23 protein-coding genes are annotated in these 21,524 nt (G+C 68.3%); 6 read left to right on the plus strand and 17 right to left on the minus strand.

Translation table 11 applies throughout. The features are described 5' to 3' along the window. Nucleotides 1–6: 6 nt before the first annotated feature. The 3 genes from DMH03_RS03620 (at nucleotide 7) to DMH03_RS03630 (ending at nucleotide 2,737) form a co-directional block, all read left to right on the plus strand. Nucleotides 7–804: a CPBP family intramembrane glutamic endopeptidase gene (locus DMH03_RS03620; RefSeq protein WP_125790565.1), complete on the plus strand. Its 798-nt coding sequence runs from the start codon at nucleotides 7–9 to the stop codon at nucleotides 802–804. 13 nt (nucleotides 805–817) lie between these two features. Beyond that, on the plus strand, nucleotides 818–2,029 hold the full coding sequence (locus tag DMH03_RS03625) for an arginine deiminase (protein WP_125790566.1): 1,212 nt from the start codon (nucleotides 818–820) through the stop codon (nucleotides 2,027–2,029). Nucleotides 2,030–2,185: 156 nt separating this feature from the next. After that, nucleotides 2,186–2,737: a ferritin gene (locus tag DMH03_RS03630; protein ID WP_076163986.1), complete on the plus strand. Its 552-nt coding sequence runs from the start codon at nucleotides 2,186–2,188 to the stop codon at nucleotides 2,735–2,737. Between the two features lie 81 nt (nucleotides 2,738–2,818). On the opposite strand, the gene DMH03_RS03635 is transcribed toward DMH03_RS03630, so the two are convergent. From DMH03_RS03635 to DMH03_RS03650, 4 genes are all read right to left on the minus strand, one after another. Further along, nucleotides 2,819–3,664 (minus strand): hypothetical protein, encoded by an 846-nt coding sequence (locus DMH03_RS03635; protein WP_125790567.1) that lies wholly within the window; start codon nucleotides 3,662–3,664, stop codon nucleotides 2,819–2,821. After that, nucleotides 3,661–4,173, minus strand: coding sequence for a SigE family RNA polymerase sigma factor (locus tag DMH03_RS03640; protein ID WP_125791522.1), 513 nt, complete (start codon nucleotides 4,171–4,173; stop codon nucleotides 3,661–3,663). Before DMH03_RS03640 ends, DMH03_RS03635 begins: the two co-directional genes overlap by 4 nt. A gap of 205 nt (nucleotides 4,174–4,378) precedes the next feature. Then, nucleotides 4,379–4,732, minus strand: coding sequence for a DUF952 domain-containing protein (locus DMH03_RS03645; protein WP_125790568.1), 354 nt, complete (start codon nucleotides 4,730–4,732; stop codon nucleotides 4,379–4,381). A gap of 70 nt (nucleotides 4,733–4,802) precedes the next feature. Next, nucleotides 4,803–5,687: a DUF5926 family protein gene (locus DMH03_RS03650; protein ID WP_125790569.1), complete on the minus strand. Its 885-nt coding sequence runs from the start codon at nucleotides 5,685–5,687 to the stop codon at nucleotides 4,803–4,805. Between the two features lie 290 nt (nucleotides 5,688–5,977). Between DMH03_RS03650 and DMH03_RS03655 the strand changes: the two genes are divergently transcribed. Together DMH03_RS03655 and DMH03_RS03660 are read left to right on the plus strand one after the other, a co-directional pair. Then, on the plus strand, nucleotides 5,978–6,193 hold the full coding sequence (locus DMH03_RS03655) for a hypothetical protein (protein ID WP_125790570.1): 216 nt from the start codon (nucleotides 5,978–5,980) through the stop codon (nucleotides 6,191–6,193). 60 nt (nucleotides 6,194–6,253) lie between these two features. Then, complete coding sequence (locus DMH03_RS03660) at nucleotides 6,254–7,423, plus strand: cytochrome P450 (RefSeq protein WP_125790571.1); 1,170 nt, start codon at nucleotides 6,254–6,256, stop codon at nucleotides 7,421–7,423. On the opposite strand, the gene DMH03_RS03665 is transcribed toward DMH03_RS03660, so the two are convergent. The 11 genes from DMH03_RS03665 to DMH03_RS03715 all read right to left on the minus strand — a co-directional run bounded on the left by DMH03_RS03665 (nucleotide 7,420) and on the right by DMH03_RS03715 (nucleotide 18,696). Then, nucleotides 7,420–7,728, minus strand: coding sequence for an antibiotic biosynthesis monooxygenase (locus DMH03_RS03665; protein ID WP_125790572.1), 309 nt, complete (start codon nucleotides 7,726–7,728; stop codon nucleotides 7,420–7,422). The genes DMH03_RS03660 and DMH03_RS03665 overlap by 4 nt on opposite strands. A gap of 412 nt (nucleotides 7,729–8,140) precedes the next feature. Beyond that, nucleotides 8,141–9,067 (minus strand): DUF4328 domain-containing protein, encoded by a 927-nt coding sequence (locus DMH03_RS03670; RefSeq protein WP_125791523.1) that lies wholly within the window; start codon nucleotides 9,065–9,067, stop codon nucleotides 8,141–8,143. Between the two features lie 35 nt (nucleotides 9,068–9,102). Next, complete coding sequence (locus tag DMH03_RS03675; protein WP_125790573.1) at nucleotides 9,103–9,453, minus strand: rhodanese-like domain-containing protein; 351 nt, start codon at nucleotides 9,451–9,453, stop codon at nucleotides 9,103–9,105. Between the two features lie 47 nt (nucleotides 9,454–9,500). After that, nucleotides 9,501–11,132, minus strand: a complete 1,632-nt coding sequence (locus DMH03_RS03680; protein WP_125790574.1) for a cation acetate symporter — start codon at nucleotides 11,130–11,132, stop codon at nucleotides 9,501–9,503. Next, a complete protein-coding gene (locus tag DMH03_RS03685; RefSeq protein ID WP_125790575.1) occupies nucleotides 11,129–11,473 on the minus strand; it encodes a DUF485 domain-containing protein in 345 nt (114 codons plus the stop codon). Before DMH03_RS03685 ends, DMH03_RS03680 begins: the two co-directional genes overlap by 4 nt. Before the next feature lie 140 nt (nucleotides 11,474–11,613). Then, nucleotides 11,614–13,413, minus strand: coding sequence for a cation acetate symporter (locus DMH03_RS03690; RefSeq protein ID WP_125790576.1), 1,800 nt, complete (start codon nucleotides 13,411–13,413; stop codon nucleotides 11,614–11,616). Between the two features lie 31 nt (nucleotides 13,414–13,444). Then, nucleotides 13,445–13,963, minus strand: coding sequence for a hypothetical protein (locus tag DMH03_RS03695; RefSeq protein WP_125790577.1), 519 nt, complete (start codon nucleotides 13,961–13,963; stop codon nucleotides 13,445–13,447). Further along, nucleotides 13,960–14,796 (minus strand): LytTR family DNA-binding domain-containing protein, encoded by an 837-nt coding sequence (locus DMH03_RS03700; RefSeq protein ID WP_199748753.1) that lies wholly within the window; start codon nucleotides 14,794–14,796, stop codon nucleotides 13,960–13,962. Before DMH03_RS03700 ends, DMH03_RS03695 begins: the two co-directional genes overlap by 4 nt. A gap of 144 nt (nucleotides 14,797–14,940) precedes the next feature. Then, entirely contained in the window at nucleotides 14,941–16,350 is a 1,410-nt protein-coding gene (locus DMH03_RS03705) for a carbohydrate-binding protein (protein WP_125790578.1), read from the minus strand. A 185-nt stretch (nucleotides 16,351–16,535) separates the two neighbouring features. Beyond that, nucleotides 16,536–17,381, minus strand: coding sequence for a S49 family peptidase (locus tag DMH03_RS03710; protein WP_125781785.1), 846 nt, complete (start codon nucleotides 17,379–17,381; stop codon nucleotides 16,536–16,538). A gap of 19 nt (nucleotides 17,382–17,400) precedes the next feature. Next, on the minus strand, nucleotides 17,401–18,696 hold the full coding sequence (locus tag DMH03_RS03715) for a histidine kinase (protein ID WP_125781783.1): 1,296 nt from the start codon (nucleotides 18,694–18,696) through the stop codon (nucleotides 17,401–17,403). A 169-nt stretch (nucleotides 18,697–18,865) separates the two neighbouring features. Between DMH03_RS03715 and DMH03_RS03720 the strand changes: the two genes are divergently transcribed. Continuing rightward, nucleotides 18,866–19,984, plus strand: coding sequence for a serine hydrolase (locus tag DMH03_RS03720; RefSeq protein ID WP_125790579.1), 1,119 nt, complete (start codon nucleotides 18,866–18,868; stop codon nucleotides 19,982–19,984). A gap of 155 nt (nucleotides 19,985–20,139) precedes the next feature. On the opposite strand, the gene DMH03_RS03725 is transcribed toward DMH03_RS03720, so the two are convergent. Beyond that, a complete protein-coding gene (locus DMH03_RS03725; protein WP_125790580.1) occupies nucleotides 20,140–21,003 on the minus strand; it encodes an Fpg/Nei family DNA glycosylase in 864 nt (287 codons plus the stop codon). 32 nt (nucleotides 21,004–21,035) lie between these two features. Next, entirely contained in the window at nucleotides 21,036–21,476 is a 441-nt protein-coding gene (locus DMH03_RS03730; protein WP_125781777.1) for a DUF983 domain-containing protein, read from the minus strand. Nucleotides 21,477–21,524: the final 48 nt, after the last annotated feature.

Raw genomic sequence — 21,524 nt, forward strand, 5'->3', positions numbered from 1 at the left:
CGGTCGATGAGCTGGCTGCGTCCCGAACGCCCGGCGCTGCCGGAATTCGTGGAAGATCCGGCGCGCCGCCGCGCGATCGTCATCGAACTGGCCGTCGTCTTCGGCATCACCCTCGGCCTGTCCGGGCTGCGCAGCCTGCTGTCCCTTGTGGACTCGCTGCTGCAGCCGGTGCCGCTGGCACAGCAGCAGGCCCAGCTGAACGTCCCCCAGGCGACACTGAGCCTGGTCGACCTGCTCAAGCAGCTCCTGAGCGCCGGTCAGCTGGTCGGCTGGGGTGCGCTCGGGCTGTACCTGCTGTGGCGTGGCGGGATGAAGCTCGCGGAGATCGGACTCGACAGAAAACGTCCCGGGCGCGACATCGTGCACGGGCTGCTGCTCGCCGCGGTGATCGGGATTCCGGGACTGGGGCTGTACTTCCTCTCCTACGGCCTCGGGTTCAGCCTGTCGGTGCAACCGTCCACTTTGGGCGAAACGTGGTGGCGTCCGATCACGCTCACGTTGTCGGCCTTCGGCAACGCGTTCGCCGAAGAGGTGCTCGTCGTCGCCTACTTGCTGACCAGGCTGCGCCAGCTCGGATGGCGTGAGAACACCTCGCTGGTCGCGTCTTCGGTGCTTCGCGGGTCGTATCACCTGTATCAGGGTTTCGGCGGTTTCGTCGGCAACGTCGTGATGGGCCTGGTGTTCGGCAGGCTGTGGCAGAAGACGAACCGGCTGTGGCCGCTGATCGCCGCGCACACCGCGCTGGATTTCGTTTCCTTCGTCGGATACGCGCTGCTCAAAGGGCGAGTTTCCTGGCTTCCCTAGTTAGGGTGAACCAGTGATTGACGAGACGACTCCACCCCGAGTTGACAGCGAAGTCGGCCCCCTGCGTGCGGTGCTCCTGCACAGGCCCGGCAACGAGCTCAAAAGGCTCACGCCTCGCAACAACGACCAGCTCCTGTTCGATTCCATCCCCTGGGTGGACCGCGCGCAGGAGGAGCACGACGCGTTCGCCGAGGTGCTGCGCGGCCGCGGTGTCGAGGTGCTGCTGCTGGCCGACGCGCTGCGCACGGCGCTGGCCGACACCCGCGCCCACGCGGCCGGGGTGCACGCGGCGGTCGACGAGCGGCGGCTCGGGCCCGATCTGGCCGATTCGCTCCGTTCCCATCTGTCGAGCGTCTCGCCGGCGGTGCTGGCCGAGGCCCTGATGGCGGGGATGACCTTCGAGGAACTGCCCGCCGCCGAGGGCGCCTCACTGGTCCGGCTGATGAACCATCCGAACGACTTCGCCGTCGATCCGCTGCCGAACCTGCTGTTCACCCGTGACTCGTCGGCGTGGATCGGCGACCGGGTCGCGGTCTCCTCGCTCACCATGCCCGCCCGTGTCCGCGAGACCGCGGTGCTGGACCTGATCTACGCCTACCACCCGTGGTTCCGTCACGCGTCCCGTGCGTACGGCGCGCATTCGGCGCCGATCGAAGGCGGCGACGTCATGCTGCTCTCGCCCGGTGTCCTGGCCATCGGCGTCGGTGAGCGGACGACGGCCGCGGGCGCGGAGTCGCTGGCGCGGTCGGTGTTCGCCGACGGGATCGCGCACACTGTGCTCGCCGTCCCGATCCAGCAGACCCGCGCGACGATGCATCTGGACACCGTCTGCACGATGGTCGCGGCCGACGCCGTGGTCATGTATCCGCTTTCCCGTGATTCGCTGACCGCGTTCACCATGCGGCCGACCGACGACGGTTCCGTGAAGGTCGAAGGACCTGCCCCATTCCTCACGGCGGCCGCCGAAGCAATGGAAATCGAACGGCTTCGCGTCATCGACACCGGGCTCGATCCGGTCACCGCGGAACGCGAGCAATGGGACGACGGGAACAACACCCTCGCCCTCGCACCCGGTGTCGTCGTCGGGTACGAACGTAATGTGGAAACCAACGCACGCCTGGAGGAAGCCGGGATCGAGGTACTCGCGATCACCGGCTCCGAGCTGGGCTCCGGCCGCGGCGGGCCACGCTGCATGTCGTGCCCGATCCGGCGCGAAAGCATCTGAAACAGAAATAAAGTAAGCCTTCCCTAATTGATTTCGATTAATTAGGGAAGGCTTACTTAATTGAGGTGAACCTAGTGTCGGTAATGGTAACCTAATAGGGGGTACATCACCAGGCATAAGTGGAAATCGAATAGGCGATGACGTATCTTTGTACGCATGGCCCTCATCAAGAAGCAACCGCGCTCGAAGTTCTATGAACTGCTGCAGGCGCAGATCCACAACGAGTTCAACGCCTCCCAGCAGTACATCGCGCTGGCGGTCTGGTTCGACGCCGAGGACCTGCCGCAGCTCGCGAAGCACTTCTACAAGCAGTCCGTCGAGGAGCGGAACCACGCGATGGCGCTGATCCAGTACATGCTGGACACCGACCACCACGTGGAGATCCCCGGCACCGGCGACGTGCGCAACACCTTCTCCGACGTCACCGAGCTCATCGAGCTCGCGCTGCAGCAGGAGAAGGACGTCGCGACCGACATCCAGCAGCTGGCCAAGGCCGCCCGCGCCGAAGAGGACTACATCGGCGAGCAGTTCACGCAGTGGTTCCTCAAGGAGCAGGTCGAAGAGATCTCCCAGATGTCCACGCTGCTCAACATCGTCAAACGCGCGAACGGCAACCTGTTCGAGGTGGAGAACCACCTGCACCGCGAATCCATCGGAGACGGCGGCGCCGACTCGGGGATGCCCCCGGTCGCCGGCGGCGCGCTCTGACGCACTGACGCTCTCCCACCACAAGGAAAACCCGGGCTCTCCCCCTTGGAGCAGCCCGGGTTTTCCCGTTTCGCGGATGCCTCAGCTGAACTGGCACTCCTGGTTGATGCTGGTCAGCAGGATACTGACGGCCGCCCCGTCGTTGGACACGAAGATCCGGTACGCGCTGACCGCGCTGGCCGGGGCCACGTAGGCGCTGCCGTCCTTGGTGGTGCCGGGATACGCGGCGAGGATGTCCGCCTCGGTCGAACCGACGCCGATCCCCTCCGGGGTGTGCACCGTGCCCGCCGGGTTGATGACGGTGATCCCGTCGCCCTCGGTCAGCGACACCGACGTCGGCCCCGGAACGGCCGCTCCCTCCGCGTAGCCGTAGGTGCAGGCGCCCCGGACTTCCCTCGCCCGCAGCGGACCGGCGGTGGCCTCCGCCTCGGACTCGCTCATCCCGAGCCGGAGCTTGCCGAAGCCGACAGCGGTCAGGAGCGCGCCGGAAGTCACCTTGCCCTGCGTCGGCGGCTTCGTGGCGGCAGTGCTCTTCGGCGGCTTGACAGGCCCGTCGGAGGCCGTCGACGTCACAGGCGCGGACGCCTGGCTCGTCGGTGCCGCCGGCGAGGACACCGGCGGCTGTGGACTCGCCGGTCCGGGCTGCGCCGAACTCGACGAGGCCGCCGCCCCCATGGTGAGCTGGTCACCGCCGGGGAAGGCCGCGCCGTTGTCCTTGTCGTGGATCGTGAAGATCGCGAGCCCGCCGCCCAGCATGACCACCGCGGCGGCCATCCCGCTCGTCGTCTGCATCAACTGGCGGCGGCGACGGCGACGACGGGCGCCCGCGACGATCGTCTCGGGATTCAGCGTGGAGCCCACGCCCAACCGGTCATCCGAGAACAGGTCACGCAGCTTCTGCTGCACGTCCTCTTCGGACATGTTCATCCCGCTTCCCTCCCTTCGTCCTTGGGCTCGAACAAGGCGAGCTTCGTACGCAACGAAGCGATCGCCTTGCTCGCCTGGCTTTTGACGGTGCCCTGGCTGACCCCGAGCGAATCCGCGATCTCCGCTTCGGACAGCCCCTCGTAGTAACGCAGGACCATCACCGCGCGTTGCCTCGGCGGCAGCGCCCGTAACGCCTGCCACAGCGGCTCGTGTTCGAACGGGTCGGCCGGGCTGTACGGCTGGGTCTCCGGCAGGTCGGCGACCAGGCTCTCGCGTTTGGTCCGGCGCCAGCGGCTGATGTGCGCGTTGGCCATCGAACGGCGGATGTAGGCCATCGGGTCGCCGGTCTTGTGCTGGACGTACGACCAGCGGGAGCCGATCTTCTCCAGCACCGTCTGGACGAGGTCGGCGGCGTCGTGCGGATTCCCGGTGAGGGCGTGCCCGTACCTCAGCAGACCCGGCAGGCCGGCCCGCACGAAGTCGCCGAAGTCGGTGAGCTCACCCGGCACAGCACTCTCCCGGCTCTCGCCGGTCCACTGGACGTCCGTCTCCGGCATGACCGTCGCGGCTACGGTCACCGTATCGCCTCCTCCCGGGGTCACCTGGCCAGATTCGCCTGGCCCACCTCTCCCGAAACGCATGACCGCCCCCACAGGTTGTCTTCCGCCGCGAACCACTTCGAGAGACGCCCGCTCTCCTGAGGAGTTGCCTGCTTCAACGTCTCGACAGGGACTCGGGAATTCTGAACGAACCATCCTTCTGAACAGGGAATTCGTGTACGGCCACCACAGCGTTACGCGGTATCGGGCCGTAGACGTGCGGAAAGTGGATTCCGGCCGGATGCGGCGGGTCGCCGTCCTCCCAGACGACGGGCGCGCCGACGAGCGCCGGGTCGATCTCCAGCAGCACCAGGTCGGTGCGGCCGGGGAACACGGCGTTGGCCGGGATATGCGCCGTTCCGGGGTCCGAGCAGTGGATGAAGCCGTCGGAATCGAGCGACGCGGCGGTGTAGACGCCGCCCTCGGGCACCGCCGCCCACTCGGCTCGTCCGCAAATATGGAGGATCACGCGCCCATCCTCGCGCATTTCGTCCTCTGGATGCGGTCGTTCGCATCCAGAGGACGAAACGCGGAGAGGGTCAGCGGATGGTGAGCTGGCGGCCGATCAGGCCGTCGCGCGAGCGGCGCTCGGCGGCGTTGAGCGGCTCGGTGTCGAGGGACTTCAGCGCGGCCTCGAGCCGGACGCCGAGCTGGTCCTTCGCGTCGGCCCACTCGCGGGCGTGTGCCTCGGTGTCGAGATCCCACACCGGGACGAGCAGGCCGTGCGCCCGGAAGGAACCGGCGTAACGCGAGCCCTCGCCGAGGCCCACCGCTCCGGCCGCGGACAGCCGCGCAAGCGCTTGCAGCAGCAGGTTCTCCGGTTCGGGGCGGACCCAGCGCAGGTGCGCCCTCTCGCCGGCGAGCACCCAGTACGCACCCGCGCCGAGACGTTCGGTCGGCATGATCGCCGCGTTCGCGCGCTCGAGCGACAACGCGACGTCACCGCTCGCGTCGGCGTCCTCGGGGAGCCACCAGGCGAAGTCGTTGTAGAGCGTGACGTCGAGTTCGGCGTTCACGTCGAGCAGATCCTGGAGCCGGGCCTTCTCGTCGGCGGTGGGCGGCGTCGTGGTGTCCGGCACGGACAGCACGTCACCCTCCTTGGCCTCCAGCACCCACCGCAGCGCGCGGCCGAGGTCGCGGCTGATGTCCGAGGACCGGGTCTGCACCTGCATGCCGATGTAGCGCTCGCCGTCGGACCGGACGAACGCGGCCGCCGCCATCGGCAGCACAGTGCCGAGGGTGACCTTCTCGCCGGAACCCGCCAGCGTGAGCGTCGCCGTCGCCGACGGGACGAACTCGCGCAGCGCGATCAGCTCGGTTTCCGCCGCGAGCCCCTCGAAGGGCTGGCCGACGAAGACGTCGCGCACCTTCGGCTTGCGATCCGAGGTCGTCTTGGGACCCTTCTTGCGCGAACCCTTGCCCACGTCAGCCTCCTCAAAGCTCGGTTCGGAACGCTATCGCGGGAAGGCACCCGCCCGGTAAGGCCCCCGGCGTTGGTGACCAAGACGGCGCGGACGACACCCGGCAGCCCGCCGGATCGACCGGATCGGCTGGCTTCAGCGGCCGTTCGGGTATCACGCAGACGTGACTGAAAACGATTGTCATCATTCGGACGATCTAACCGCGGGTGATCAGCCTGCCGTTTTCCCCTCACCGCAACGAATACTCGATCACGGCGCCATCTCGGCGCCGTAGTGCGGAGAAGGGATCACAGATGAGCACCTCGAAGCGCCGGGCCGCCTTGGCCGCGTTGCCCGTGGCACTCGGGCTGATGCTGGCCGGGCCCGCGGTGGGCACGGCTTCGGCCGCGCCGCAGCCGGACAGAGCCGACCACGCCCGCCATTGCCTGCTGCTGTGCGTGGGCCACCACCACCACGGTCATCACCACCACGGCCTGCACCTGCACCTGGGGCTTTGGCTGCATCTGTAGCTCCCGGCCGCGCCGGGGCGGACTCCCCGGCGCGGCGCCGGCCCGGGTTACAGTCGGCGGGTGTTCGACGTCGCCGACCCGGCCTTCCTCGGGAATCCGTACCCGTATTTCGCCGATCTCCGCGAGCACGGCGAAGTCCACCGGCACCACGGTCTCGGCATCGCCGTGGCGGTGTCGCACGCGGCGTCGGCCGCCGTCCTGCGGCATCGGGCGCTCGGCCGGATCTGGCAGGACGCGCTGCCGGTGGAGCGGTTCGCGTCGTTCAACCTGCTGCACCGCAACTCGCTGCTGGAGAACGAGCCACCCGCCCACACGCGGCTGCGCCGGGTGATCGCGGGCGCGTTCGGACGCGGGCACGTCCAGCGCCTGCGGCCGATGGTCACCGAACTCGCCGACGGCATGGTCGACGGGCTCGCCGCCGAAATCGCCGAGACCGGTTCCGCCGACCTGCTGGCGCATCTCGCGCAGCCGCTGCCGGTCGCGGTCATCGCGGAACTCCTGGGCGTCCCGGTCGAGGACGGGCCGCGCATGGTCACCTGGTCGAACCACATCGTGAAGATGTACGAGTACGGCCTCGCCGAAGAGAAGCGCGACGCCGCAGAAGCCGCTGCCGCGGAGTTCGTCGACTACCTGCGTGACGTCGCGAAGCAGCGTGCGGCCTCCCCTGGCGACGACATCGTCAGCGATCTCCTGCGCGGCGAACTCACCGAGGACGAACTGGTCGCGACCGCGGTCCTGCTGCTGATGGCCGGGCACGAGGCGACCGTGAACGTCATCGGGAACGGCGTCAACGCGCTGCTGACCCACCGCGACCAGTGGGAGCGGCTGGTGGCCTCGCCGGATCTGCTGGACCCGTGCGTCGAGGAGCTGATCCGCTTCGACGCGCCGCTCCAGCTCTTCGAGCGCACGGCGACCGCCGACGTCGAGATCGCCGGCTTCCGGGTTGCCGAGGGCGAGAAGATCGGCGCGCTCCTCGGCGCCGCCGCACGCGACCCGAAGGTGTTCGACCGGCCCGACACCCTCGACATCGGCCGCACCCCGAACGCGCACCTCGGCTTCGGCATGGGCATCCACTACTGCGTCGGCGCCCCGCTCGCGCGAGTGGAGATCGCGGCCGCGCTGTCCGCCCTCGCCTCGAAACTGCCGGGCTTGAAACTCGCCGAGACCCCGGAACGGCGGCCCGAGTTCGTGATCCGGGGGTTGCGCTCGCTGCCGGTCACCACGGGCTAGGGGTACTCGACGACCACCTCGTAGAGCGCGGCGTTGGGGGTCGCGACCTCCGCGGCGCGTTCGGTCGACGCCTTGAACACCTGATTCTTGCCTGCCGCTTCCCAGGCTTCCTTGCTGTCGTAGTGCGTGACGTTGACGAGCTGGAAACGCGAATCCGGCAGCAGCGCCCGGTGGAGCTTGGCGTCACGGAAGCCGGGCGCGTCCCGCATCAGCTTCGCGCGCTCTCGCCACGTTTCGACGAACTCGTCCACCTGGTCGGCGGGGATCTCGAAGACATTGATGAAGGTGACGCCGTCGTCGGTCATGATCGACAGTGTGGAACCTCCAGCGAACTGGAGGTCAACAGTGACCTGGCTCACCTCGCGACGTGTCCGTGAGGATCGTGAGTGGCAATGAGGGTTGGGGCCAAGGGCGGCTTAGATACCTACGTGGTTCCGGCTGCGGTTGGTACCGGCCCGAGTCCGTGAAGGCCTCCTTGAGGGACCCAGAGTCCCTCAAGGAGGCCTTCACGGACTCGGCATCGCACGTTGGCCCCACGTGCACCAGCGGTCACAGCGGCTGCGCGTGAAGGCCCCCTTCCCTCGGCTCAGCCGAGGAAACTCGACCTTCACACCTTGCCCAGTACATGAAGGACCCCTTCACTGCGCCTAGCGCAAGGAAGGAGGCCTTCACGGACACGGGCGGGCAAAAGAACACTGGTACTGAGCTGAGGTTGCGTCAGCGCAGTGAAGAGGCCGGGCGTTCGCGCCGGTCCGGGTCCGGAGCCCCGTCCACCTTCAGCACGCGAAGCAGCCGAAGCCGCTTCTCCGCCACAGGCGCGAGCAGGCCGGACATGCGCTTCACGAGCAGCGCCGTCACCAGCCCCAGCCCGGCGGCGGCCAGATCGGTCAGCGCGACCAGCACGACGCCGTCGGCCAGCGCCTGGACGCCGTCACGGAACCGCCAGACGATGACGAGCCCGAGCAGCAGCCAGTTGAGCATCCAGACGCCCCACCAGATCAGCACGAGCCGCGACGGCTTCGGCCGCGTTTCCCGGGTCCGGCGCAGGACGGCGTGTTCGAGTTCGGCGACGATCGGCAGCACCATGATCAGGTTCACCACCGGCACCAGCGTGAACACCAGCACCTGCCACTGCCGCCTCGGCGGCACCTCGCCGGAGGCGTCCGCGGCGGCGCGCCTCGCCACGAGCAGCCACCACACGGTGAGCCCCGAAGGCAGCAGCGAAAGGATCGTCGTGAGCAGGCCGGTGGTGATCACGAAGCTGTCGGAGACCGAGACGACGGACGTCGACAACGCGGAGTCGCGGCTCTGCACGAGCAGGACGTAGCGCCAGATCTCCGACGCCGAGGCGGCGACGGCGAGGGCGGCGAAGGTCCACAGCACCGGCAGGAGGCTGCGCGTGATCACCCGCAGCCGCTCCCCCGCGGTGACCTCGCCGGACGCCGTCCCGGGGACGGCGGTCGGGCGGCGCCAGACCAGGTTCGGGAAGCCCCACCTCGGCGGGACCGGGTACGACGGCGGGCCGGAGTAGCGCTCGGCCACGGGTTTGCGCCGCTGCGGCCAGGCACCGTGGGGCGGCGAAGCGACCCAGCGGACGCGATGGTGCGCCGGCTGCCGCATCGGCGCCGGGCGAACCGGCGGCACCGGGGTTCTCGGCGGGTAGTGGCCTGGCTGCACGGTTACAGCACTTCGGGTTCGACGCCGGGATGCTCGCCGACCATCGGGCGCCCCTCCTGCCTCCAGGAGCCCATCCCGCCGGCGACGTTCACCGCGTCCCAGCCGCTCGCGTTGAGCCACGCGGCGGCGCGAGCGGACCGGCCGCCGCTGCGGCAGATCACGTAGACCGGCTGGTCGTCGGGCAGCTCGTCGAGTTCGCCGACGCGCGCGGGCAGTTCACCCATCGGGATGTGCTTGGCTCCCGGCGCGTGTCCGGCGGCCCACTCGTCGTCCTCGCGGACGTCGAGCAGCGCGACGCCGTCCTTCGGCAGGTCACGGACGGCGACGGTCGGGATGTCAGCAGGGCTCACCACGCTGCCATCCTCGCATCCCGTCCCGTTGCGCGCGCGTGAAGAGGCACTCAGTGCCGCACGGCCTTTTCGGCGCCGACGCCGGTGAGCGAGCGGACCTCCATCTCGGCGTACTTCTTCTGGTTGTGCTCCTTGGACAGCACGGTGCCGAGCCAGCCGAGGAAGAACGCGACCGGAATGGACACGATGCCGGGGTTGTCGAGCGGGAACCAGTGGAAGTCGACGCCCTGGATCATCGAGGCGCTCTTCCCGGTTTTCGCGTCGACGGGTTTACCCGAGACCGCGGGTGAGAAGACGATCAGGATGACGCACACGCTCAGCCCGCCGTAGATGCTCCACAGCGCGCCCTGGGTGTTGAACCGCTTCCAGAACAGCGAGTACAGGATCGTCGGCAGATTCGCCGACGCCGCCACCGCGAACGCGAGCGCCACCAGGAACGCCACGTTCTGGTTCTTCGCGAGGATCCCGCCGACGATCGCGACCGCCCCGATCACCAGCGCGGTGATGCGCGCGACGCGGACTTCGCTGTCCGGGGCGGTCTTGCCCTTCTTGATCACGTTGGCGTAGACGTCGTGCGCGAACGACGCCGACGCCGTGATCGTCAGGCCCGCGACCACCGCCAGGATCGTCGCGAACGCCACCGCGGCGATGAACCCGAGCAGCACCGGGCCGCCCAGTTCGAGTGCCAGCAGCGGGGCCGCCGAGTTGGTCGTGCCCGGCGCCTTCGCGATCACGTCCGGGCCGACGAGCGCGCCCGCGCCGTAGCCGAGCACCAGTGTGAACAGGTAGAAGATGCCGATCAGCGCGATCGCCCAGACCACCGAACGGCGCGCGTCCTTCGCCGTCGGCACCGTGTAGAAGCGCATGAGCACGTGCGGCAGGCCCGCGGTGCCGAGGACGAGCGCGATGCCCAGCGACAGGAAGTCGAGCTTCGTCGTGCCGGTCTTCCCGTACTGCTTGCCCGGCCCGAGCAGCGCCTCACCGGTCTGGCCACCCTTGTCGACGGCGGCCTGGAACAGGCTGGAGAGGTTGAAGCCGTACTTTCCGAGCACCCACAACGTCATCGCGAACGTGCCCGCGATGAGCAGGACGGCCTTGATGATCTGGACCCAGGTGGTGCCCTTCATCCCGCCGATCAGCACGTACAGGATCATGATCACGCCGACGACGGCGATCACCAGGTCCTGGCCGAGGTTCCCCTCGATGCCGAGCAGCAGGTTCACCAGGCCGCCCGCCCCCGCCATCTGCGCGAGCAGGTAGAAGAACGAGACGGCGAGCGTGGAGATCGCGGCCGCGGCGCGGACCGGGCGCTGTTTCATCCGGAACGCCAGCACGTCGCCCATGGTGAACTTGCCGGTGTTGCGCAGCAGTTCCGCGACCAGCAGCAACGCCACCAGCCAGGCGACGAGGAAACCGATCGAGTAGAGGAATCCGTCGTAGCCGTTGATCGCGATCGCACCGGCGATACCCAGGAACGACGCCGCGGAAAGATAGTCGCCCGAGATCGCGATCCCGTTCTGCGGTCCGGTGAACGCGCGCCCCGCGGCGTAGTAGTCGGAGGCGGTCTTCGTATTCCGGCTCGCCCGGAAAACGATCACGAGTGTGATCGCGACGAAGATCGCGAAAATGGTGATGTTGAGCGCCGGATTGCTCCCCTGTACGCCCGCTGCCAGCGTATTCACCGTTCGGCCCCTTCGACCTCATGCCGGATCTTGTCGGCGAGCGGATCGAGTTTGCGGTTCGCGTAGCGGACGTACAACCCGGTGATCACGAAGGTGGACACGAACTGCAACAGGCCGAAGACCAGGCCGACGTTGATGTTGCCGAAGAGCTTGGTGCTCATGAACCCGGTCGCGTAGTCGGCGAGGAGCACGTAGAGCAGATACCAGAGAAGGAACAGGGCCGAGACCGGGAAAACGAATACCCGGAGCCGTCGTCGCAGCTCGGTGAATTCCGGGCTCGCCTGCACCTTTTCCCAGTCGGAATCCGGATCGGACCCGAAGTCTTGATCGGTATCGCTCACGTCGGACCTCCCACCTGCCGCAACCATTCGGTGATTTCGTTGTCACGAAAGATCATGCCCCTCATGGGGCCCGAGAGGGGCAATCCATTTGAGTGAACGGTACGACTCTGTGTAGAGGTTCGCGACTCGAAAGAGTGACGCTACTTCCGGTGGCGGCCTTTACCGGTCTTCTGTGTCTTCGCTGTGTCCTCCCCGGCCTGGCCGAACCGGGCGACCGCGCGATCGCGCATGAAGCCGAGCGGATCGGGCGCGTGCAGCCGCAGCATCACGCCGTGGACGTCGTCCGGCCGCCCGTATCCGGTCGCGCGGCTCACCACATAGGTCGTCAGGAACGCCGCGGGCACGGTGATCAGCGCGGGCTGGTTCGAGAACCACGGCGCCCAGCCGCCGGTGTACTTGCTGACGATGTTGACCACCAGCGCGGTCAGCACCAGCCCGCCGCCGACGAGCATCCCGGCCAGCGCGCCGGGCCAGCTGAGCTTCCGCCACCAGACCCCGAGCAGCAGCAACGGACTGAACGTCGACGCGGCCAGCGCGAACGACATCCCGACCGAAAGCGACAGGTCCTCCGAGGGCAGCAGCACCGCCAGCGCGAACGGGATCAGCGCCACGATCGCCGTCGCCACCCGGAAATCGCGGACGCGGCCGGGCAGGACGTCGGTGGACACGACCCCCGCCACGCTCACCAGCAGCCCGGACGAACTCGACAGGAACGCCGCGAACGCGCCGGCCGCGGTCACCGCGCCCAGGATCTGTCCCCAGAGTCCGGGTAGGACGGCGGACGGCAGCAGCAGGACGGCGGCGTCGGTCTTCCCGGTCACCAGCAGTTCCGGGACGTACATCCGGGACAGCGCGCCCAGCAGCGTCGGGAACAGGTAGAACAGCCCGAGCAGCAGCAGAACGTGCACCGTCGTGCGGCGCGCGGCCTTCCCGTCGGGGTTGGTGTAGAAGCGGACCAGGACGTGCGGCAGGCCCATGGTGCCGAGGAAGGTCGCGAGGATCAGCGAATAGACCTGCAGCAGATCGGTGAGACTGCCCGAACCCGGCCGCAGCCAGTCGCCGTTCGACGCGGGCGCGTCGCTGACCACCGGGACCGGCGTGCCCGCGGTGAACTTCAGCGTCGTGCCCTTGGCGACCTTGTGTCCGGCCTCCGGCGTCCACACCGCGAAACCGTTGGCACGCGCGCCTTCCACCTCCCCGTACGCCTCGAGCACGGTCACCGAGGTGACCTTCAGCGTGACGTCGGCCTGCACCGAGACCGTGGTGTTCTCGAGGAACGTCGGCGGGGCGGGCTGTCCGAGCGGACGCGCGCTGCCCGGCGCGCCGGCGCCGAGGAACACGATGCACAGGATGAACGTCGGCACCGCGATGGCGAACAGTTTCAGCCAGTACTGGAAGGCCTGGACGACGGTGATGGCGCGCATCCCGCCCGCGATCACATTGAAGCCGACCACGAAGGTGACCAGGAGCGCTCCGGCCCACACCGGCACCGGCAGGATGGTCGTCAACGTCAGCCCGGCGCCCTGCAGCTGCGGGACCATGTAAAGGATCCCGATGAACACCACGAACGCCGTCGAGACCCGGCGCAGCATCGTCGAACCCAGCCGCATCTCGACGAAGTCCGGCAGCGTGTAGGCGCCGGACCGCCGCAGCGGCGCGGCGACGAACAGCATCAGCGCGAGATAGCCCGCGGTGAACCCGATCGGGAACCACAGCGCGTCGGCGCCGTCCTTGAGCACGATGCCGGCGACACCCATGAACGACGCGGCGGACAGGTACTCGCCGGAGATCGCGGCGGCGTTGCGCCGGGACCGCACGGTGCGCCGCGCGACGAGGAAGTCGTGCGTGCTGACGGCCGACCTCGAGGAGCGATGCCCCAGGTAGAAGGTCAGGACCGCGACCAGCACGATGCCGGCCATGGCCCACGGATTCAGCTGCACGGTGTGGATCCTCGCATGTGCAGCTCCGCGGTCAGTTCTCGATCATGTCGACGAAGTCGCGTTCGTGTCGTTCGGCGAGCCGGTTGTACCAGAGGCCGATGCCGAACAGGAACGGGAACGGCGCCACCCCGAGGATCAGCCAGGGCAACGGAATGCCCACGACGACCACTCGCCCGAAGGACGGGATCAGATAGAACAGCACCGGAAGTGAACACAGCGTGACCATCACCAGCAGCGCCAGCAGGGAGGCCGTCCGCAGCTGGATCTTCACCAGATCCTTGATCAGGAGCTTGCCCCAGCTGGTCTGCTCTTCGAGTTCGACCCTGGCCCGCAGGGTGCTGGTGGCCTGTCGCGGATCGGCGAGGATCACCCGCTGCCGCTTGGGTTTCGCGTGATGTTCGGGTTTGGCCTGCTCGTGCTTCGGGCCGGAGGGCGCACCCGGCACGGGCTCGACGGCGGCGCCCTCGGGCGCCACCGGTTTCCTGCTCTTCCCCAGCGTCGGGTCCGGCTCGCGGACGCCGTTGACGCGGCGGTAGAAGTCGTCGGTCACGTCGACCGGTTGGCGCCGACCAGCCTGTCCTTGAGCGCGCGCGTGTGACGGCGGCTCACCGGCAGCACCTTCTCCTCGTTACCGATCACGACCTGGTAGCCGCCCTGGCCCATGCGCAGTTCGGTGATCAGCGGCAGCGAGACCAGGAACGACCGGTGGATCCGGACGAAACCCGCCTTCTCCCAGCGTTCCTCGAGCTGCGCGAGCGGGATGCGGACCAGGTGGCTGCCGTCGTTGGTGAACAATCGGGCGTAGTCACCCTGCGCCTCGACCCAGCGGACCGAAGACCGCGGGATCAGCTTCGTGGTGCCCGCGAGCTCGACGGGGATGACCTCGTCGTCGTTCTTGACCTGCCCCGGCCCGCCTTCGGCGCCGAACTTCGGCGCGGCGTTGGCGGCGAGTTTGTCGATCACGCGGGTGATCGCGCGGTCGAGACGATCCTGCTGGTACGGCTTGAGCACGTAGTCGAGCGCGCCGAGATCGAAGGCGTTGACCGCCTCTTCGGCATGCCCTGTCACGAACACCAGCGCGGGCGACGGGCGCAGCGCGGCGAACACGCGGGACATCTCCATCCCGGACAAGCCGGGCATGTCGATGTCGGCGAACACCGCGTCCACGATCGGCAGGCCCCGCGACTTGCGGTCGGCCAGCCTCGGATCGTCCGCGGACAACAGGCGCAGCGCCTCCGAAGCGTCGATCGCCGGATAGACCAGGGCGACGTGCGGGCTGTTCCGGAGACAGTGGACGAGTTCGTCTAGCCCTTTGGGCTCATCGTCCACCGCCAGGACAATGAGCTTCCGGGTGTCATCGTGAGCACTCACAGTGAGACGCATCCTGCCCATTGCCGCGTTCCTTGTCCAGCCCGCCGGCCGAAAGTCGAACGAAAAGGACGGCACCGGCACCCCCGCGCCCGGGGTGGCCGGTGCCGTCATCTTCTCCGGTGACACGAACCGCCTCGCCGTGCCACACCTATCCCTTCACGGGGTGAAGGTGAACCAGTTGACGCTCACGAAATCGGCTGGCTGGCCGCTGGTGAAGGTCAAATAGACGTCGTGCTTCCCGGTGATGCCGCTGATGTTCGCGGGAACGGTCCGCCAGCTCTGCCAGCCGCCGGTGTTCGCGACGGCGAAGCTCCCGACAGGCGGGTTGGACCTGCTGTCGAGCCGGACTTCGACGAGGCCGCTCACGCCGCCCGCCGCACCGGACGCGACGCGCGCCTGGAACTGCCTGCCGGTCTGCGTCCCGAAGTCGATGCCCGGGTACAGCGCCCAGTCCCCGTTGCCCGCGGGGCCGATGTTCTGGCCACCGCCGGGATCGGACGTGGCCTGTTTGGCGATCCCGGCCGCCTGGCTGTAGGACTCCGCCTGGATCTGGCTGTACGCGCTGCCGCCGCCGGGACTTCCCGTGGTCGTCGTCGGCGTGGTGGTCGTGGGCGTCGTGCCGCCGCCGCGGGTCAGGACGGTGACGTAGTCGACGAGCATCGGATGCCCCGGCACGATCCCCGGCCCCGGCGTGGTGGTGCCGGAGTTGTTGTTCGGGAACGCGCCGCCGATGGCGACGTTCAGCAGCACGAAGTAGCCCGCGTGGTTCGTCATGTTGGCCCACGTCGTGGCGTCGACCTGGTTCTGGCTGACGGAGTGGAACTGCTGGCCGTCCACCAGCCACCGGAACACGTTGGGGCTGACGCTGGTGTCCCATTCGAAGGTGTAGGTGTGGAACGCGCTCTGGCAGCTCGCGCCGGGGCAAGTGCGGCTGCCGACGAGGCCGGTCGTCTCGTTGCACGGGCCACCGGGGTTGACGCCGCAGTGCAGCACGCCCCAGACGGTGTTGATGCCGTTGACGTTCTCCATGATGTCGAACTCGCCGACGGCGGGCCAGTTCCAGTAGTTGCCGCGATACGGCGAACCCAGCGCCCAGAACGCGGGCCAGTAACCGAGCGCGGCGGCGCCGGTGACGTTCGGCATCTGGATACGGCCTTCGATCCGCAGCGCGCCGCCCGCGGGCGGTTTGAAGTTCGTGCGCTGCGTTTCGATCCGCGCCGAGGTCCAGTTGCCCGCGCCGTCACGCTGCGGCGTGATCCGCAGGTTCCCGGAGCCGTCCTGGGCGAGGTTCGCGGGGTTCGCGGTGTAGTTCTGGATCTCGCCGGTGCCCCAGTTGCCGGGGCCACCGGGGTAGCCGTGGCCGGTGTCGATGAGCCAGTTCGCGCTCGACGGGAGCGAACCCGCGGCGCCGGTGAAGTCGTCGGTGAACACCGTGGTCCAGCCGGACGGCGGGGGCGGGACGGCGGCGGAAGCGGGCAGGGTCAGGGGGACCGTGATCAAAGCCGCGCCGGCGGTCGCGGCGAGCGCGATCTTCCAGCGGCTCGTTTGGGGAGAAGTAACGGACATCGGACCTCCTCGTCAACGCTGTCGAGGTTTGTTGCCGTTCACAACAAAGCGGTATGTCCGATATGAGACCTGGTCTGAACCACTTACGCCTACCACCGTTCGGGTGAATCGCTCCCTACCGCAAACGCAATGAAGGGGCCTTTCATTGCAAAATTTGCGATGAAAGGCCCCTTCATTGCACGTGGTCAGAGGCCGAAGCGGCTCCAGGCGGCCTTGGACTGCACTGCGTCCAGCAGCGCGCTCGCCGCGGCGGGAGCGCCGATGCCGAGCCGCGCCAACAGTGGCTTCTTCGGTTCGGCGATCGCGATCTCGGCGTCCGGGTACCGCTCGGTGATCACCTGGCGAAGGCTGCCGACGCCGTCGATCAGACCGAGTTCGACCGCGCGGGCGCCCAGCCAGACGTCACCGGTGAACAGGTCCTCGGAGCCGGACAGCCGGTCGCCACGGCGTTCGGTGACCCAATCGACGAACAGTTCGTGGAGCTGTCCGTGCATCTTCTTCAGCCACTCGACGTCTTCCGGCTTCTCGGGGCTGAACGGGTCGAGCCGGGACTTGTTCGCGCCCGCGGTGTGCAGCCGCCGCTCGATGCCGAACCGTTCCAGCAGGCCGGTGAACCCGAACCCACCGCTGATCACGCCGATGGAGCCCACCATCGACGTCCGGTGCGCGTAGATCTCGTCGGCCGCGCAGGCCAGCCAGTACCCACCCGACGCGGCGACGTCCTCGGCGAAGGCCAGCACCGGCACGTTCTTCTCGTCGGCGAGCTGACGGATCCGCTCGGCGACCAGGCCGGACTGCGTTGGCGCGCCACCCGGCGAGTTGATCTGCAGCGCGACGGCCTTCAACCGCTCGTGCCCGAACGCGCGCGTCAGCGCCGATTCGATGGCGGCGAGGTTGATCGCGCCCCTGGCCAGCGGCGACGGGGTCGGCGTGATCACCCCGTGCAGCTTCACCACGGCGACGATGTCCTTGCGTTCACCCCGATCGCCGATCATGGGGAGACGGGAGGTCAGCTTGTCCGCAACGCTCATACGGCCAGGTTACCGACGTTCACGACGGCAGCACGCCGCTGCGCGAACCGCTCACCCCGCTGGACTCGTTCGGGCCGCCCTGGGGCGGAACGGTGGCGCTGTCGGCGGAGAAGTCCGGCAGATTCGGCCGCACACCGGGCATGAACTTCGGCACCCGCAGGGTCACCTTCATGCCGGCGCCGGGCGCCGTCTCGACCATGAGCGCGTAGTCGCGGCCGAACACCTGCTGCATCCGCTGGTTGATGTTGCCGAGGCCGACGTGCGCGCCCGTGCGGTGCTGGCTGCGGAGATCCGCGAGCTTCGCGGGCTCCATGCCGATGCCGTCGTCCTCGACACTGATCAGTGCCTCGGCGCCGTAGTCTTCGGCGATCACCGTGACGCAGCCGCCGGACGGCTTCGACGCGAGACCGTGTTTGACGGCGTTCTCCACCAGCGGCTGGATGATCAGGAACGGGACGACCACCGAAAGCACCTCGGGCGCGATCTTCATCCGCACTTCGAGCCGTCCGCCGAAACGGGCGTTCTCGATGGTCAGGTACCGGTCGATGTTCCGCAGTTCCTCGGCGAGCGAGGTGAACATGCCCGACGTCCGGAACGAGTAGCGCGTGAAGTCCGCGAAGTCCTGAAGCAGCTCTCGCGCTTCCTCCGGGTCCGTCCGGATCAGCGACGAGATGGTGTTGAGCGCGTTGTAGACGAAGTGCGGCGAGATCTGCGCGCGCAGCGCCTTGATCTCCGCCTGCTGGAGCTGGTTCTTCGATTCGTCGAGGCGGGCCAGCTCGAACTGGGTGCAGACGAACTGCGCGACCGCGTCGGCCATCTGCACCAGCCGCCCGCGGGTGCGCCCGACGACCAGCAACGCGGCCTCGGTCTCGCCCTCGACGATCAGCGGCACGATCACCGCGGTCCGCATCCGGCAGGTGCCGCGGTGGTTGCACGGCATCTTGTCGTGCGCGACGACCTCGCGGCGGTGCTTGCGGATGGCGTTGCCGATGGCGTCGACGAGGTCGACGTAGTGGTCGTTGGCCTCGCCGTCCCAGGACAGCAGCGTGCCTTCGCTGTCGGTGATGCCGACGGCGACGCAGTCGAGCATCTCCAGCAGCTGGCTGGTGATCTTGTCGGCGACCTGCTCGTCGAGCCCCTCGCGGAGGTCCGGTGTCGCCTTCGACATCCGGTGGACGGCCTGCAGGACGGCGTTCTCCACGATGCTCGCGGGACGCCGCAGCTTGATCAACAGGACGACGACGAGGATCCCGAGCAGCAGTGCCACCCCCCAGGGGATGATCTGCGCGATTTCGAGCCCGGACACGGCGTCCATGCTCTGCGCTCGACCAACCGGGTGCAAGGCCTGCTCCCCACTTTCCGTTGAGTTGTGACAACCGAGGGTGGGGCCGACCCTACCCAAGACCCGGGCGCGGTCCCCATGGTCACTCCCCGTCGCGCGGGAAAGACTGTCCGCAGGCAATCGCTTCCGGGGGAGGAACACAATGCGCGGATCGGGGAAGGTCGCGGCGGGGGTGCTGGCGGGGGTCCTGCTGGCGAGCGGGACGGCGACCGCGCCGGGGGATCCGGTGCGCGCGGCCGTCGGCGATCTGGTCGGCGAAGGGGGTTTCCCGGGCGCGATCGTCCAGGTCCGGAACGGTGAGGCGGTCTCGCGCTTCGGCGCCGGGTACGCGAACCCGGCCACGCGCGAAGCCGCGGGGCCGCACCACCGGTTCCGGATCGCCAGCAACACCAAGTCCTTCGTCGCCGCGGTGGTGCTGCGGCTGGCGGGTGAAGGCGCGCTTTCGCTCGACGATCCGGTGGAGCGACGACTGCCCGGTGTCGTACGCGGGCCGGGCTACGAGCCCGAAAAGATCACGCTGCGCATGCTGCTGAACCACACGAGCGGCGTGCACGATCCGCTCGACCCGCACTTCTTCGACCCGTACCTCGTCCAGGGGAACCGGGCCCACATCATCACGCCGTCGGAGGTCATCCGGCGCTCGCTCGCCGACCGGCCCTCGTTCGCGCCGGGCACGGACGTGAAGTACTCGAACACCGGATATCTGTTGCTGGGCAAGGTGATCGAGAAGGTCACCCGCAACGACGTCCGCGAGGAGATCCAGCGGCGGATCCTCGATCCGCTCGGCCTCGGCCACACGTACTTCCCGCTGTGGTCGCCGTTCCTGCGCGGTCCGCATCTGCACGGGTACGACATGAGCGGTGAGGACATGACCGTGTTCAGCCCTTCGTACGACTGGACCGCGGGCGCGATGGTCTCGACCGTCGACGACCTCGCGACGTTCCACCGCGCATTGCTGGCAGGACGGCTTTTGGAACCCGCGCAACAGGCCGAACTCAAGCGGCTCGTGCCGAACGACGAAGGCGGCGCGTACGGCGCGGGCGTCGAGACACTCGACGTAAAATGTCCCGACGGCGAGAAGAAGACGTTCTGGGGGAACACCGGCGCCGGGCCGGGGTTCTTCAGCGTCTCGATGAGCAACGCCGACGGCTCGAAACAGCTCGTGCTCGCGTTGAACGTGTACGACCTCGCCGCCGAACTGAACGGCGGGCAGCGGGTGCCGAAGCCCCCGGCGGACGCGGTCAAGGCCGCCCTCTGCTGAGGTGCAGTACGGGCGATGTCACGTGACTGCACGGACGACACGCGTGACGGTCAGTCACGCGTGTCGTCCGTTCAATCACGCGAAACCGCCGCCCGCGCACCGGCAGTACGTACCTGAGCAACCCTTCGGCCCTAACCGTCCTCACCACTCAAGAGTCACTTGAGCAGGCGCGACATCCGCCGGTCCGCGAGGGGCTTCCCGCCGGTCTGGCAGGTGGGGCAGTACTGGAACGACTTGTCCGCGAACGAGATCTCGCGGATCGTGTCGCCGCAGACCGGACACGGCAACCCGGTCCGCGCGTGCACCCGCAGCCCGGACCGCTTCTCTCCCTTGAGCCGGGCCGCGGACTGGCCGACCGAACGCGTCACCGCGCTGGTCAGCACTTCGCGGATCGCTTCCGAAAGCCCGTCGAGCGCTCCTTCGGACAGCTTTCCGGTTGTCGCGTAAGGCGAAAGCTTCGCCATGTGCATGATCTCGTCGGAGTAGGCGTTGCCGATCCCGGCGATCAGCGACTGATCGGTCAGCGCCGTCTTCAGCCGTTCGGTGCGCCCGGCGAACAACTTCTCCAGTCCCGTGCGGTCCAGTGAAAGCGCGTCCGGCCCGAGCCGCGCGATGCTGGCGACCTCTTTCTCCGGGTCGCGCACGATCCAGACCGCCAATCCCTTCTTCGTCCCGGCCTCGGTGAGGTCGAACCCAGGCCCGGCGGCCGCGTCGAGGTGGACGCGCAGCGAGATCGGCCCCTTGCCGGGTTTGAGCGGCGTCGGCGACAACGCGTCGGACCAGCGCAGCCAGCCCGCCCTCGCCAGATGGACGACCAGATGGAGATCCCCGGCGACGAGATCCAGATGCTTGCCGAAGCGGCCGGCCCCGGTGACCTCCCGGCCGTGCAGCTCCGTCCACGGCGGTGTCGCCGTCTTCAGCACACTGAGGGACGACACGTCGACGCGGAAGACCGTCTTGCCCACCGCGTGTTCACGCAGGTGGTGAGCGAGCGCTTCGACCTCGGGTAACTCGGGCATGGCCCCAGTCTCGCGCGTTCAGGCCGCCGCGACTACTCCACCGGGTGCAGCGGGCCGTCGAAATCCGGCAGCGAATGCTTCTGGATCGTCTTGCTGATCTTCGAAACCTCGCCGCGCACGGTGAACATGCCGCGGATGGTGCCCACCCAGCGCTCGGACGGCCTGTCGCCCGCGAGATCACCCTCGGTCTCGGCGACCACGGTCCACGGGCGGCGCAGGATCCACCGCAACGGGAAGAACAACGCGACCAGCAGGAGCGCCAGCGGAACCCAGGACGGGATTCTCACGTCGGCGGGTGTCCACATGATGAGCACGATCGCGAGCAGCGCCGTCACGACGACCATCGCGATACCCGGGCCGTAGCTGCCGGCCACATCGTGCTCGAAGTCGTCCGCTGTCGCGGGAGCACGCCATTCCATCTGGGCTCGGACCACCCAGTCACGGCCGTCCTCGCCGTGCACCAGCCGGTTCATTCAGTCGCCTCCCGCGCGGCCGCTCGCTCGTCGTGAGCGAGCTCCACC

It is taken from the genome of Amycolatopsis sp. WAC 01376, from assembly GCF_003947415.1.
GTDB lineage: Bacteria > Actinomycetota > Actinomycetes > Mycobacteriales > Pseudonocardiaceae > Amycolatopsis.